Source organism: Pseudomonas saxonica, assembly GCF_007858365.1.
Taxonomy (GTDB): domain Bacteria; phylum Pseudomonadota; class Gammaproteobacteria; order Pseudomonadales; family Pseudomonadaceae; genus Aquipseudomonas; species Aquipseudomonas saxonica.
On the sequence record NZ_VFIO01000001.1, the window covers coordinates 1,160,439 to 1,174,212 of the forward strand.

12 protein-coding genes are annotated in these 13,774 nt (G+C 58.4%); 6 read left to right on the plus strand and 6 right to left on the minus strand.

The window, feature by feature from the left end:
- Positions 1-101: 101 nt before the first annotated feature.
- A complete protein-coding gene (gene deoR, locus FJD38_RS05395; RefSeq protein WP_167654230.1) occupies positions 102-872 on the plus strand; it encodes a DNA-binding transcriptional repressor DeoR in 771 nt (256 codons plus the stop codon).
- Here deoR and FJD38_RS05400 read toward each other — a convergent pair.
- The 5 genes from FJD38_RS05400 to FJD38_RS05420 form a co-directional block, all read right to left on the minus strand.
- Complete coding sequence (locus FJD38_RS05400) at positions 869-1,957, minus strand: aldose 1-epimerase family protein (protein WP_146384244.1); 1,089 nt, start codon at positions 1,955-1,957, stop codon at positions 869-871. The genes deoR and FJD38_RS05400 overlap by 4 nt on opposite strands.
- Positions 1,954-3,285: an L-fucose:H+ symporter permease gene (gene fucP, locus FJD38_RS05405; protein WP_146384246.1), complete on the minus strand. Its 1,332-nt coding sequence runs from the start codon at positions 3,283-3,285 to the stop codon at positions 1,954-1,956. The genes FJD38_RS05400 and fucP overlap by 4 nt, the downstream gene beginning before the upstream one ends.
- A gap of 66 nt (positions 3,286-3,351) precedes the next feature.
- Positions 3,352-4,272, minus strand: coding sequence for a ribokinase (gene rbsK, locus FJD38_RS05410; RefSeq protein WP_146384248.1), 921 nt, complete (start codon positions 4,270-4,272; stop codon positions 3,352-3,354).
- A 308-nt stretch (positions 4,273-4,580) separates the two neighbouring features.
- Entirely contained in the window at positions 4,581-5,330 is a 750-nt protein-coding gene (locus FJD38_RS05415; protein WP_122785750.1) for a PDC sensor domain-containing protein, read from the minus strand.
- 94 nt (positions 5,331-5,424) lie between these two features.
- Entirely contained in the window at positions 5,425-6,180 is a 756-nt protein-coding gene (locus FJD38_RS05420; protein WP_146384250.1) for a FadR/GntR family transcriptional regulator, read from the minus strand.
- Between the two features lie 245 nt (positions 6,181-6,425).
- On the opposite strand from FJD38_RS05420, the gene FJD38_RS05425 reads away from it, so the two are divergent.
- From FJD38_RS05425 to FJD38_RS05445, 5 genes are all read left to right on the plus strand, one after another.
- On the plus strand, positions 6,426-7,850 hold the full coding sequence (locus FJD38_RS05425) for a gamma-aminobutyraldehyde dehydrogenase (RefSeq protein WP_146384252.1): 1,425 nt from the start codon (positions 6,426-6,428) through the stop codon (positions 7,848-7,850).
- A gap of 223 nt (positions 7,851-8,073) precedes the next feature.
- On the plus strand, positions 8,074-8,679 hold the full coding sequence (locus FJD38_RS05430; RefSeq protein ID WP_122785753.1) for a dimethylamine monooxygenase subunit DmmA family protein: 606 nt from the start codon (positions 8,074-8,076) through the stop codon (positions 8,677-8,679).
- Positions 8,676-9,644 carry a PDR/VanB family oxidoreductase gene (locus FJD38_RS05435; protein ID WP_122785754.1) on the plus strand — a complete coding sequence of 323 codons (969 nt, stop codon included), beginning with the start codon at positions 8,676-8,678 and terminating at the stop codon, positions 9,642-9,644. The genes FJD38_RS05430 and FJD38_RS05435 overlap by 4 nt, the downstream gene beginning before the upstream one ends.
- Before the next feature lie 15 nt (positions 9,645-9,659).
- Positions 9,660-10,697, plus strand: a complete 1,038-nt coding sequence (locus FJD38_RS05440; RefSeq protein ID WP_122785755.1) for a heme-dependent oxidative N-demethylase family protein — start codon at positions 9,660-9,662, stop codon at positions 10,695-10,697.
- A 59-nt stretch (positions 10,698-10,756) separates the two neighbouring features.
- A complete protein-coding gene (locus FJD38_RS05445) occupies positions 10,757-11,971 on the plus strand; it encodes an MFS transporter (RefSeq protein WP_146384254.1) in 1,215 nt (404 codons plus the stop codon).
- Here FJD38_RS05445 and FJD38_RS05450 read toward each other — a convergent pair.
- Positions 11,968-13,734 carry a DUF1302 domain-containing protein gene (locus FJD38_RS05450; RefSeq protein ID WP_146384256.1) on the minus strand — a complete coding sequence of 589 codons (1,767 nt, stop codon included), beginning with the start codon at positions 13,732-13,734 and terminating at the stop codon, positions 11,968-11,970. The genes FJD38_RS05445 and FJD38_RS05450 overlap by 4 nt on opposite strands.
- Between the last annotated feature and the right edge of the window lie 40 nt (positions 13,735-13,774).

Genomic DNA, 13,774 nt, shown 5'->3' on the forward strand with positions numbered 1-13,774 from the left:
AGCCATGACCTGTGAGCGCATCAACGCCCCAAGCCAAACCTGTTGTGTTGCTAATTTAACAATTAGTGTTACTTTTTTACCACAATTAATCGACTGTCGGAATGCCTGTGGACCGTAAAAAATCAGATCGCATCAAACTGATCCAGCAAGCCCTGCAGGATCAGAAGGCCATTCATTTACGGGAAATGGCCGCCTTGCTGGACGTCTCGGAAATGACTCTGCGCCGCGATCTGGGCCGCTACCCGGACAAATTTCATCTGCTGGGAGGGCATATCACGCTGGCGTTCGACCCTTGCGACACGGCGGAATACAAGCTCGCCGAGCAAGGCACACGGCACGTCGAAGAGAAGCGCCGAATCGGTAAACTCGCTGCAGGGTTTATTCAGCCCGGCGACACCGTGTTCTTCGATTGCGGCACAACCGTTCCTTTTGTCGTGGACTTCATTCCCGACGATCTGGAGTTCACCGCGGTGTGCAATTCACTCAACGTCCTGCTCAAACTTCAGCAGAAACCCAATTGCAGCATCGTGTTGTGTGGCGGCACCTTTCACCGAAAAAACCAGGTATTCGAACACCGCGATGAAAGCAGCATTCTGGACAGCGTTCGCCTGACCTGGGCCTTTGTATCGGCCGCAGGCGTCAGCCAGACCTTGGGCGTGACCTGTTTTAACTTCAACGAGGTCGAAGTCAAACAGAAGGTCTTGCGCCAAGCCCAGCACTGCATGTTGTTGGCCGACCACACCAAATTCGATGCTGTCAAAACAGCGCACTTCGCGACGCTTGAACAATTTCACGTGGTGGTCTCGGACAAAAAAATGCCCAAGACCTACCGCGATCTGATCCAAGCAAACGGTGCCAAGGTGGTGATTTAACCCACCAACCCATCAGCTTCCAGTCGGCGCATTTCATCCGCCGACAAATAGCCTGTAGTCACGCTGAAAACCGCTCGCTCCCCGGCGTTCAGCGTGCGCACATGGCCCTTGGCCTTTTCTGCCAAATACCCTTCTGGCTCACACGTGGCGGGCAGCACGAAAGCCGCGACCTGTTGATCGGGGTTATGCAGAACCCAGCGCGCCGCATGCTCAAACTGCTCGGGCTTGTAGCGCGTGTAAAACGCCGCCCCCTGTGGATGCTTAAGCAAAAAATGCGCGTCACCGTTGACGTCAGCCTTCACACCCTCGAAAAAGCATACGATTTCCGGGTCGTACAAGCCGGGGCTGTCCAGCGTCGACAAGCGTTCAGGCGCTTCGGTCAAGTCAGCCACATAGGCCGACCACGCAGGCGTGGGCTTAACATGCGCCGGAACACTGCTGCGCATGCGTGCACGCGCAACACCTAACGGCTGGACGAATTGCCCCTGCGCCACATAGGCGTAATTCATATGCGCCATGTACATCAGGTCCATCGGCTTGCCGGCAAGATTGCTCACGTCCATGCCGATATCGAACAACGCCGTTCCCGCCCGCAACGTGACGCTGGGGCACGCGCGATAATGATCGCCAAAACCCTGAACGTACTCGTACTCCCCGCCCACGCTGAGGAACACACCGTCTGCATCCTCCCCCACTTCGAGCCAGGCCCTATCCATCGGCGCGCAGGGCATTTCGCCGTGTATCGGATGGTCGTCCAGGGGTGAAGGGCAGCCGTTGCGCAGCAAGCCGCTGTGAAACATAAAGCAGCCGTACGTACCCAGCACGGTGGAGCTGGGGCGCGGCTGGCTGAACATGTTGCCCATGGTCAGGTTGCAACCGTCGAACACGGCAGACCACACCATCTGCCCCTGATACGGCAGCACCACCACGCGACCCCGGTTGTTTTCCAGCGCCAGCGCTTTCACCCCCGAAGGATAGGTCCAGGCCAGCACGCGAAAATCAGAGGATTCGAGCAGTGTCTTTTCTGCACTGCCAAATAATTCCGGATACAACGCCAACGTGACTTTCTTCGCAGGCGTACTCATGAGGCCACCACTGCACACACCGGCAACGGCTCTGTGCGGGTATCACGCAGGCATTTGAGCGCATAGGCCACGATCACCACAAAGCACACCAATGGCACGCTGTAGGCCAACTGCATATTGCCGTGGGTCGCGTCAGACAACAGCCCTTGAAAGATCGGAATCACACCGCCGCCGACAATGCTCATCACCAACAGTGAACCACCCACACCCGTGTCTTCGCCCAGACCATCAATGGTCAGGCCGTAGATGGTCGGCCAGCATGGTCCCAGGAAAATACTCACGCCCACCGCGGCGTACACCGCTGTGATATTGGGCACCAGAATGGTGTAGGCCAGCAGCACAATGGCCAGCACACCATAAATGGCCAGCACTTTGGCCGGGTGCATTTTGCGCATCATAAAGTTGGCAATCAGCTTGCCCACAAAATACGCAGCAAACGTGGTGATCAAAAACCACGACGCACTGCGCTCGTTCATTCCGCCCATTTGCATGGCCAGCCGAATAGTGAAGCTCCACACACCCACCTGCGCCCCGACGTACAAAAACTGCGCCAGCACACCGAAGGTAAAGCGCGGGTTACGCCACAACCGCGACAGGCTTTGGCCCACGCTGCTGGTTTTCACACGCTCTTTGACAATGCCTTTGCACGCAGGAAACTTAGTGATGGCGATCAAGATAAACATCAGCACCAGCACAGCGATCATCCACTTGTAGGGCAGCAAGGTGGACTGAATCATCTGCAACTGCTCAACCGCCGCTTCTGACGCGCTCATTTGCGTCAACTGCTCGCGGGTGGCGTCCGTGTCCTTGAACATCACAAAGCTGCCGACATACACCCCGGCCATCGCGCCGAACGGGTGGAAGGTCTGCGAAATATTCAAACGGCGCGTGCCGGTTTCACGCGGCCCCATGAGTGTGGAGTAGGTGTTGCAGGCAGTTTCAAGAAACGACAGGCCTGCTGCAATTACAAACAGCGCCAGCAGGAACATGCCGTATTTAGCCGTGGCAGCCGCCGGGAAAAACAGCAGGCAGCCACCCATGTACAGCAGTAGTCCGATCAAAATGGTGGTCTTGTAGCTAAATCGCTTGACCACCATCGCTGCCGGAATCGCCAGAAAGAAGTACCCCAGATAAAACGCCGACTGCACGAAAGCGGTTTCAAAATCGCTGAGCAAGAAGGCTTTTTTGAAGTGCGCGATCAGCACATCGTTCATGCCCGCGGCCGCCGCCCACATGGCAAAAATGCTGCACAACAGCAGGAACGCGAACCACGGCGTACGGTTGAGGTAGAAACCATCAGGGGATTGTTGGAGCGCGGATTTTGTCATTATTGTTCTCCGTGATCTGCGGGATGCCGCGCGCGCCCTAGTCTGTGAAGGGCTTCACGCAGCGGCTTAAAGTGACGCTAAAAACTGCGCGAACTGGGCCGCGTCCGGGTAGGAGGTTTGCGTGCCGAGGCCGGTGACCGAAAACGCGGAATAGGCCACGGCCAAGGTCATGGCGTGGCGGATTTCACCGTCCTGGCTCCAGTGATGGGCAAAGCAACCGATAAACGCATCGCCCGCACCCGTGGTGTCACGCGCGGCGACGTTGAGGCCTTCGACCCGAAACTCACCCTCCTCGCCCACGTACAGCGCGCCGTTGGCACCCAGGGTGACAATCACATGACGTATGCCGTCTTCAACCAATTGGCGCGCAGCGATAAGGGCAGATTCAGGCCCGTCGACCGTAAGGCCGGTGATCAGTGCCAGCTCGGTTTCGTTGGGGATAAAGAAATCCAGCTGCGACAAGTGCGCGTGGCTCAAGCCCGCCACCGCAGGTGCAGGGTTGAGCAACACCTGAATGCCGTTACGCTTGGCAAAGTCGATGGCGTAGTAAACGGTGTCGAGCTCGATTTCCAGTTGCAGAACGATCAGCTTGCAGTCGCGCAAATCGCTTTGCGCGGCATCAATATCCGCAGGCTTGAGGTGAGCGTTGGCACCTTTGATGATCAGAATGCTGTTGTGCGAATCGCACTTCACAAATATCGGAGCCACACCGCTGGACACACCCGGTACACGCTCGACATAACGGGTATCAATGCCAAAGCGTTTGAAATTGGCCAGGGTGTTATCGGCGAACATGTCGTCGCCAACCTTGCTCAGCATGAGCACGTCAGCCCCCAGTTTGGCAGCGGCAACGGCCTGATTGGCCCCCTTGCCGCCACAGCCCATGGCAAAATCGGGAGCTTCAAGGGTTTCGCCCTGCGCAGGCATCCGGTCGATATAGGTGATCAAATCCACCATGTTGCTGCCAATGACCGCGATCTTGTTCATCAATAATTACCTTGTGAACGCCACGACTCAGTGCTCGCTGGCGCTATTATTTTTGTTATTTAAATAACATTTACTGTGACTATTCAATCTTTTTATTTGCCCCCCTGATGAAGGGCACAATAAAAAATGGGCCAGACATTACTGTCTGGCCCATTAGAGGCGGCACCAATTGCGTAGCAGTTGCCGAAGGCTACGTCCGATTGCGAAGCGATCGTAAAACTGGAACTTGTGATCTGCCTGCTAAATCGCAAGGGCTGATTTGCGACGACTTCGTCGCCGAACGTCGCCTTCGGCAACTGCTACGGGATTCAGGCGGCGTTGCGCAACGTTGGTAAACGCACCAGCGACCAGCCTGCCTCCGGCTCGGCCAAGGCCAGGCGTTGGCCTTGATCAGGCAGGGGCTGCAAGAGTTTTGAGGCCAGATCACCGACCATCCAGTTGGGACTATTGGACGCGATCACGCGGCCATCCACTGCGATCAATACCGCTTCGTGTTCAAGTCGCATCAAACTGCGAATCAACAGACGCTCAACGTTGTGCAGCGACAGATCCAGCCCCGCCACCCCGATAAAACGACCGTCGACCACAATCGGCATGGTGAAGGTCAGCACATACATATTGGTGCCGTAGAGGTCGACGTAAGGGCCTTCTACACAGCTCGATCCTGTACTGCGCGGGCGACTGAACCAAGGCATGGCGGTGTAGTCGTAAAAGTTCTCGCGACGCAGGTCGAAATTCGGCCGCAAGGGCATGGTTTTTCCGCCATCTGCCAAATACCACCATTCCAGATGCATTTCGCGATCCGCCAGACAACCCGGCTCTAGAATCACCCCACCCCCACAGCCAAATGCGCCGGTGGCCAGCAGCTGCCGGTCTATGCCAGGGCGCAGGGTGGTCAGGTCTTTTGCTGTGGGTTGACGGCCTTCCGCCAGTACTCGCACCCAGAGGCCGAGGGTCTCATCCACCAGTTGACGGACCTGACCGAAGATCGTCTCCAGTGTGCTGTTGAGCTGCTGAATACAGGCACCAAGGGGAGCATTCTCACTCGCGGCGAACATGGCATTACCTCACGCAGTTTGGGGCTTTCTTTTTATGGGTTACGGCTGTGTTTCTGACATTACCTTGAACATTCACGCAATAACCACGCCAGACTCACGCGGTTTCATCGCCTGCGGCCAGCAGCTCCAGACGCAGGCCGATCAGGCGTTTGATGCCCCGCACGACATGAGCCTCTGCCAGCGCACCGGCCAATACCACATCGTTATTGACCAACGCTTGCAGGATCGCCTGGTGCTCCTGCTCGACCAGCGTCACGTCATTGCCGCCAATCGCGTCCAGCCACAGCAACTCGCCCACTTCTGATTGCAAACGCATTTCGGCGTTGGTCAGCCTCAGCGATTGCGCGGCGGCGGCCACTTCAATGTGAAAGCGTGCGTCTGCCCGGTGCCGTGCCTGCCGCGTCTTGGCATGGTGCAAGGCATCAATGTGCTGAGCGATACGGGCATGGTGCTCGGGTGAACTGCGTTGCGCGGCCAAGCGTGCCGCAGTCCCGGAAATGGCCATGTGTTCATCGCCCAAATCGCGCAAGTCCGGGCCGCTGATGTCTTTAAGACGTTGCAACAACAGGGCTTCGGGCAACTCCACCGGCGCACAGACAAAACTGCCGCCATTGCGCCCGCGCCGGGTCTCGATCAATCCGCGCTGGCGCAGCACCACTAGAGCTTCACGCAAGGTGACCGTCGCGACACCCAGTTGCAGTGCAAGCTCACTCTCGCTGGGCAGTTGCTGCCCTTCGGCGAACAATCCCAGTTCAATCGCTTCCACCAGCCGCCTCGCGACCTCATCGGTACGGCCTTCCTGGCGCAACCGTATAAAGGCGGTACTGCGGGCTGTATTCAGGGCACTCATCGGTTCTCCACATTCCTCGACTTGCAGGTAACTGCCGCCCTTGTGGGGCAAAGAGGCATTTAAAGGTTCGGATTCGTATCTTATAGCGATTAAAGCCCCCCTGATAGGCGAAATATCAGCACGGCTTGCACACGCGACAAACTTTAAGATATGTTTCCATATGTTTAAGATGCCTACGATGTAACGTCATGGGCATCTTCTGCTCTTTGCGACTTTCCACCCGCACGCTGACCAAGGGATACGCCATGCAAACCAAACTTCTGATCAACGGCCAGCTGGTCGACGGCGAAGGCACCTGCCAACCTGTTTACAACCCGTCGCTGGGCACTGTGCTGGTGGACATTGCCGAAGCCAGCACGCGCCAGGTCGAAGCTGCCGTCCTCGCCGCCGACCAAGCATTTGAAGGCTGGGCACAAACGCCCCCCAAAGACCGCGCTCAGTTACTGCTCAAGCTGGCTGATCGAATCGAGGAGCAGGCAGAAACCCTGGCCCGCCTGGAGTCACTCAACTGCGGCAAGCCTTATCAGGCCGCGCTGAATGACGAAATCCCCGCCATTGCTGATGTATTTCGCTTCTTCGCCGGCGCCAGCCGCTGCATGTCCGGCTCGGCTGGCGGTGAATACCTGCCAGGGCACACGTCGATGATTCGCCGCGATCCGCTGGGCGTTGTGGCTTCTATCGCACCCTGGAATTACCCGCTCATGATGGTCGCTTGGAAACTCGCGCCTGCACTGGCCGCCGGTAACTGCGTTGTGCTTAAACCCTCGGAACAGACTCCGCTCAGCGCTTTGAAACTGGCTGAAATCATCGCCGAGCTGTTCCCAGCAGGCGTGGTCAACATTCTGTTCGGTCGCGGGCCGAGCGTTGGCGAGCCACTGGTCACTCACCCCAAGGTGCGATTGGTCTCCCTGACCGGCTCAGTGGCCACCGGCGCGCGCATCATCGGCGCCACCGCCAGCAGCGTAAAACGCACCCACATGGAATTGGGCGGCAAAGCGCCCGTACTGATTTTTAACGATGCCGACATCGACGCCGCCGTTGAAGGCATCCGCGCCTTCGGTTTTTACAACGCGGGCCAGGACTGCACCGCCGCATGCCGCCTCTATGTGCAAGAAGGCGTTTACGAGCAATTCGTTGAAAAACTGGGTGCCGCTGTAGGCACCATTCGCCATGGCCTACAGGACGATCCCGACACCGAACTCGGCCCTTTGATTACCCGCGACCACTTGGAGCGGGTCGCAGGCTTTGTGGAGCGGGCCAAGGCTCAGCCGCACATCCGCGTCATCACCGGCGGCAACCGCGTCGAAGGGCCGGGCTTTTTCTTTGAGCCCACGGTGCTGGCCGACGCCCGCCAGGACGATGAAATCGTCCAGCGCGAAGTCTTTGGCCCAGTGGTGACGATCACCCCGTTTACGGACGAAGCCCAAGCCCTGGCGTTCGCCAACGACTCGGATTACGGCCTGGCGTCTTCGGTCTGGACACAAGATGTGGGGCGCGCCAATCGCCTCGCCTCGCGCCTGCAATATGGCTGCACTTGGGTAAACACGCACTTCATGCTCGTCAGCGAAATGCCCCACGGCGGCATGAAACAATCTGGCTATGGCAAGGACATGTCCATGTACGGACTGGAAGACTACACCTGCGTCCGCCATGTGATGTTCAAGCACTGATTCGCACCCTGTTCGAGCACGCAGCCACTTAGCGCACCTTTACAGAGCAATAAGTGGCCGCAGCAAGCGAGCAAAAGGGCCAGATTTTGGCCTTGATACTAAAACATATAAAACAAGATGAAATATGGCATAGGTTCTGCTTTGTATTTGGCATGAACTTGAAGCCGCCATCCTTTGTTACCGAACGGCACCGTGGCGGTAACGTATTAAGAGGTGTGTAACCATGCTTATCACCGGCATTAAAAGCCGCCCCGTCTATGACGTGCTGCGCCCCATGGAGGGAGGCCTGCGCCACCTGATCGCAGGTCAGGGCAGCGGCGGTACGGCCATGCTGCGGCTGATTGAGGAAATGACCCCGAGCCAGCGCCAGAACAGCACGTTGCTCTACTCCACCGAATCGTTTTCCGGGCACAACCACCTCAGCGCGCTGAAACACAGCGCCGCCGACGATTTGCACGTTTTTGCCAGCAATCAACAGCTGCTTAAAGCCTTGCATACGTGGCTGGGCAACGCCCACATGGGCACCCGCCTGTACCTCAGCGGCTCAGAGAGCTTTATCGGCACAGCGATGCAAGCCGCCAACGCGGTGGACCTGAACCGTGACGAAGTGCTGCGCGAACACAGCGGCACTCTGGTACGCCGCGTCTGGTGCGTGCACTGCGACACCTACACCGAAAACGTAACCCAACGCCTGTTCACCTGCCCGGGTTGCCAGCTCAATCTGGTCGTACGCGATCATTACTCACGCCGCCTGGCGGCGTTTCAAGGCATCAAGGCCGATGGCGAAGTACCGGGCGAACTGCCCCCTGCCGAGGAGCTGGACACATGAGTACGCATAACGGAACACTCAGCGTGCGGGTTGCCCGCATTGAGGCCATGACCCCGGAAATTACCCGCTTCACCCTGGTCGACCCGGACGGCAAACACTTGCCGGCGTTTTCCGGCGGCAGCCATGTGGTGGTGCTGGTGCCTAATGGCGAGAAAACCCTGCGCAACGCCTACTCGCTGATGAACTCACCGTATGACTCCAGCGCCTACCAGATCGCCGTACGCCGAGTCAGTGAAGGTCGTGGTGGCTCGCGCTACCTGCATGACCAGTTGAACGAAGGCGACCTGATTCAAATACTGCAGCCTGCCAACCTGTTCCCGCTGGCCAAACATGCGCGCCAGCATGTGTTTATCGCGGGCGGCGTGGGCATCACCCCGGTCTATTCGCAGCTCGAAGAACTGCTGCTCAAACAGGCCGATTTCGAACTGCACCTGGCGGTTCGCGGCCCGGAGCACACCGCACTGGGCCACGAATTAAAAGCGCGCTACGGCGAGAAGGTCACGCTGTATGTGCCGGGTGAAGGCCCGCGCATGAACATTCGCCAGATCCTCACCGACCGCCCGCTGGGCAGCCACGTGTATGCGTGCGGCCCCGACAGCATGATCGACGACACCTTGGCCAGCGCCCGCGCACTGGGCTGGACTGACAGCCATGTGCACTTCGAGCGCTTCGTCGAACAAGGCTCCAACGGCCAGCCGTTCACCGTCACCCTGGCGCGTCAAGGCGTGACGCTGGAAGTGCCGCCCGATCAATCGTTGCTGGAAGCAGCCGAACAGGCCGGTTATCAGGTGCCGTACCTGTGCCGTGGCGGTGCCTGCGGTTACTGCGAAACCGAAGTGCTGGAGCTTGAAGGCGAACTGGATCATCGCGACGACTGGCTCAGCGAAGAAGACAAACTCAGCCAGCGCAAATTTATGCCGTGCGTGTCCCGCGCCACATGTAGCCGCCTGGTCGTAGACCTCTAATTCAGGAACTCAAAGATGACTGCTTTCAAGCCAATCGAAACCTACTCCGGCGACTACACCTACAGCAACAGCCGCGAAGCGGTCACGCGCCTGCCCTTCCCGTACCCGGAAGACCAGTACATGTACTCGATGAACGTCGAACCGCATGTGCCATTCGGCCAAGGCGCCCTGCGCGCCCAATTTGACATCGACGAACATTACATCTCCGAGTGCCATCACCGCGCCCAGACGCTGGAGAACGAGCCCGGTGTTCACTACGCTGCGCTGCCGCACATGATGGAAGCCCAATGGGACTTGCTGGAGTTGCTGATGGAGTCCTACTCCCGTGACTTCCCAGAGCACTTCACCCTGGAGAAAAACGGCAGCCAGTGGCACTGGATCAACCGCCCGCTGCAAATTAATCAGACCTTTACCTTCGGTGACACCAGCACCTTGCCGATGGAGCCGATGGAATACATCACCCGTCAGGCACAGGGCGAATTCATCCTGCTCGAAGAGCGCGACGAAACCCTGATCATGGGCGCAGGCATGGCCACTCAGCGAGCGGACTACTCGTTGCGTTTCAACCTGGGCATGAGCTTTATGGAGTTTCATGGCCCGGTGCCAAAGCTGCATGAGATGGGCATCCTGCAACGCGCCCTGAAGTTCCTGCTGCGCCTGCAACCCGGTCACCCGGTGCGCCGCACCAACTGGTCGATCACGGTTAACCCGCGCCTTGAAACATCGGCTGAAACCTTGCCGGACTGGGCGCCGGATCGCACCATCGTCACCGCCGAAAACGCCGGTGAGCTGGTCAACCTGCGCGTCGAACTGCAACCGCTGCACCGCCTGCCGCGCAGCAACGCCGTGTTGTTTCCGGTGCGTACCTATCTGGTGAGCCTCGCACAACTGGCAGAATTCGCCCCGCAATGGGCCAAACGCATGCACCGGGTGATCCGCGATCTGGATCAGGAACTGGTGGACTACAAAGGCTTTACCCGTTACCGCGATGCCATGGTGACGTGGCTGTCGCAGTACGACGACGGCACGCCGGTTGACGAAAGCCAGCAATAACGTTTGTACCTGTAGCGCGCCTGTTCAGGCGCGCTTTTTTTAAACCTAGGGATCACCCCATGAAAACAATACGAAACGTCCTGCCCGAGAGCTGGAGTCTGGTGTTCTCCGCCGCAGGTTCTGCCTACGGCGTCGGTCTGCTTGGCCTTTGGGCGCTGCCCTTTTTGATCAGTGCGATCATTAATGACCTCCATTTGAATGAGGCTCACGCCGGCATCCTGATGTCGGCCGAATTTATCTTCACCATGCTGGCGTCTTTGCTGGTCGCCCCATTTATGGGCCGTGCGCCGCGCCGCACGCTGGCCATCGCGGGCACCCTATTGGCGATCGCCGCCAACCTGATCAGCGCCAGCATGACTGACATTTACGCCCTGGCGGCCGTGCGTTGCATTGCCGGTATCGGTGCCGGTCTGGCCTTGGCCTGCGGTAACGCCTGCGTGGCCAGCGCCAAACAACCTGACCGGATTGCCGGGCACATGAACGTGCTGTCAGTACTGCTGATGATTGTGGTGATGCTCAGCTACGCCAAAGTCATGGCCGCCTACGGCTTGCCGGGTCTGTACTACGCAATGGCGGGCACCATGGCAGTCATGCTGCTGGCCATTCCGTTTATGCCCCAGTACGCGCCGAAGGATGTAATCGAGCCACGCCTGCACAGCATCAAACCTGCGGGCAATGTGCTGCTGAGCCTGCCGGCCATTTGCATGATGCTCGCCATGTTTGTGTTTCAGGCCCGCGACACCATGGGCTGGGCCTTTGTCGAGCGCATCGGCACGATGGTCGGCTACAGCGGCGATGAAGTCGGCATTTTGCTGTCATTCCAGTCCTTCGTCGGCCTGATCGGCCCATTACTGGCCGCCCTGATCGGCAAGCGTTTCGGTCTCAGCACCCCAGTGATTCTGGCCATCCTGCTGACCGGCGGCACCAGCCTGAGCTATGTCTTGGGTGAGCACTCGAAAATGCTCTACACCGTCGGCGTGATGACCATCTGCATCACTTACTTCTACGCATTGAGCTACCTCACCGCACTCGCCGCCGCGCTGGACCGCGAAGGCCGTGTAGTGGCTGCCGCCAGCAGCTTCCTGAGTCTGGGTCTGGCCGTGGGCCCGGCCATTTCCGGCGGGCTGATTTCCATCGGTGGCCTGACCCTGGCCGCGTGGGGCATTGCCGTCACCGTACTGCTGACCTTGCTGCTGGTGATTGTGCCGCTGAACAGTGTTCGTCGTGAGCAAGCGTCGCCTGACCTCGGTCTGGCGCCTCAACCGGCGGTTTAAAACTTGATACCCACACTCAGCGCCATAAAGTCGCGGTCGCTGAGTGTGCTGTAACGCCCACCAAAGAAATTGGTGTACGACAGGCTGCTGGTGTAAGTGTTCTGGTACTCGGCATCAACGCCCACGCTGACCGCCTTGCGGCCTTCCTCAAATGTGTTTTCCGGGCCGGGTGAATAACCGCTGACATCGTGGGACCACGCCAGATTGGGCTTGAGGCGCAAGCTGGGATACACATGGTTGTATTCCCACACGGCACGGGCGCGATACCCCCAGGAATTGGCCGTGGTAAAACCGTCATTGCCCGCCGAACCAAACACCGGGTCACGCCCGTAACGCCGCTCGGAATTACCTTCCAGCCCGGCCACATGGGTCATACCCACCTCGCCCATCAGGGTCATACGGTCAGCGCCCATGCCATTGTCGAAGGTGTGCGCCAGCGATGTCTGAAACTGACTGACCTCCTTGCGCCGATACCCTTGTATGTCCGCACCGGGCGTCACGCTCAAGGGTGAGGCATCCGCCAGCCCCGGCAGCAACGTGACATTGGCATAGAGCAGATCATTACTGTTGAGCTGCACGGGCGCATTGGGACGGTAACTCAGCTCGCCTTTCCAGCGCGTGCCTGTGGATAAGGTCGTGGCGAAACTCAGACCGTATAACCGAATGTCTTCGGGGTACTCGACGTAATAGCTGGAATTACCCGCCACAATCATCGGCGCCAGCGCACCTGCCCCAATAGCCGCGTTATACGCCGACTGTGACGCTGCCTGCCCGCTGAGAATAGGATCACGGCTGTGATAGTTCATGAAAAAAGCGCCAAACTCGGTGTCCAAAGGCTCGAACACGTAGTGCATGGCCACACCGAACTGACCGCCGTTGCGCGCATCACGATCAGCGCCACGGCGCACCAACACGCCCTCCTCGTTAACCTCGACACCTGCCGAGGTCAGGGTCGACAACTGCGCCACTTCCAATGCCGAGCGTTTGCTCATCACCCGATAATTGCCGCTACAGCCGTCAGCCATCACGTCTGACTGCGAGAAAAACGTGCCGCAGTTATCAGCCTCGGACTGCTCCCAATCCAGCTGATAAAACGCTTCGGCAGACAGGTTGTCAGTGAGGTTTTGCGACAGATAAAACAGGTTGACCGGCACCAGCCCGTCTTTGTATTCCGTACCGGGGCGACGATAGGCTGATACATCGGTGGGGTTGATCGCATTGATCCCGCCGCCGATAAACGCGGCCTCGCCCCAATTAACCACTTGCTTGCCCAAACGCACGGCACCGGGCTGATCGGCGATGGCGTAATTGTGATACACAAAAGCGTCGAGCCACTGAGCGCCCGCCGATTGCGCGGAGGCTTTGCGGCCACGGTCACTGATCTGCTTGAAAGGTCGACTGTCGTCTTGCAGCTCAAAGTCGTACCAATACTTGCCGCGCACATACACACCGCTGTCGCCGTACTTCAACTCCAGCGCGTGCATGCCGGCGAACAGCTTGGAGAAAGTTTCGCCGCGCTTGAAGTTCAACCGCCCGTCATCGGAGATTTGCGACTGCCCCTTGCCGCCATTATTGGCGCCAATCAGGTTGTGATCCGCCTTGGCAGTGGACCAACTGGCACCGATGGACAGCTCTGAATCGAGCTGGGCTTCTACTTCACCGATATTGAAACTCAACGCCCAGGCAGGCCCGGCAAAGGTCGAAACGAGGCTGACTACCAGTGGCAGCTTGGCTCGGCGCCAAAACCGATTGACTGAGGACATCGACACTTCTCCGTGGGCACGCACAATTAGCCCGCAAGGA

Coding starts and splice junctions, on each gene's coding strand:
- FJD38_RS05420 (WP_146384250.1), bottom strand. CDS start 6,180: ATGAGTGCCCTGAATACAGCCCGCAGTACCGCCTTTATACGGTTGCGC.
- FJD38_RS05450 (WP_146384256.1), bottom strand. CDS start 13,734: ATGTCCTCAGTCAATCGGTTTTGGCGCCGAGCCAAGCTGCCACTGGTA.
- FJD38_RS05415 (WP_122785750.1), bottom strand. CDS start 5,330: ATGTTCGCCGCGAGTGAGAATGCTCCCCTTGGTGCCTGTATTCAGCAG.
- fucP (WP_146384246.1), bottom strand. CDS start 3,285: ATGACAAAATCCGCGCTCCAACAATCCCCTGATGGTTTCTACCTCAAC.
- FJD38_RS05425 (WP_146384252.1), top strand. CDS start 6,426: ATGCAAACCAAACTTCTGATCAACGGCCAGCTGGTCGACGGCGAAGGC.
- deoR (WP_167654230.1), top strand. CDS start 102: ATGCCTGTGGACCGTAAAAAATCAGATCGCATCAAACTGATCCAGCAA.
- FJD38_RS05440 (WP_122785755.1), top strand. CDS start 9,660: ATGACTGCTTTCAAGCCAATCGAAACCTACTCCGGCGACTACACCTAC.
- rbsK (WP_146384248.1), bottom strand. CDS start 4,272: ATGAACAAGATCGCGGTCATTGGCAGCAACATGGTGGATTTGATCACC.
- FJD38_RS05445 (WP_146384254.1), top strand. CDS start 10,757: ATGAAAACAATACGAAACGTCCTGCCCGAGAGCTGGAGTCTGGTGTTC.
- FJD38_RS05400 (WP_146384244.1), bottom strand. CDS start 1,957: ATGAGTACGCCTGCGAAGAAAGTCACGTTGGCGTTGTATCCGGAATTA.
- FJD38_RS05430 (WP_122785753.1), top strand. CDS start 8,074: ATGCTTATCACCGGCATTAAAAGCCGCCCCGTCTATGACGTGCTGCGC.
- FJD38_RS05435 (WP_122785754.1), top strand. CDS start 8,676: ATGAGTACGCATAACGGAACACTCAGCGTGCGGGTTGCCCGCATTGAG.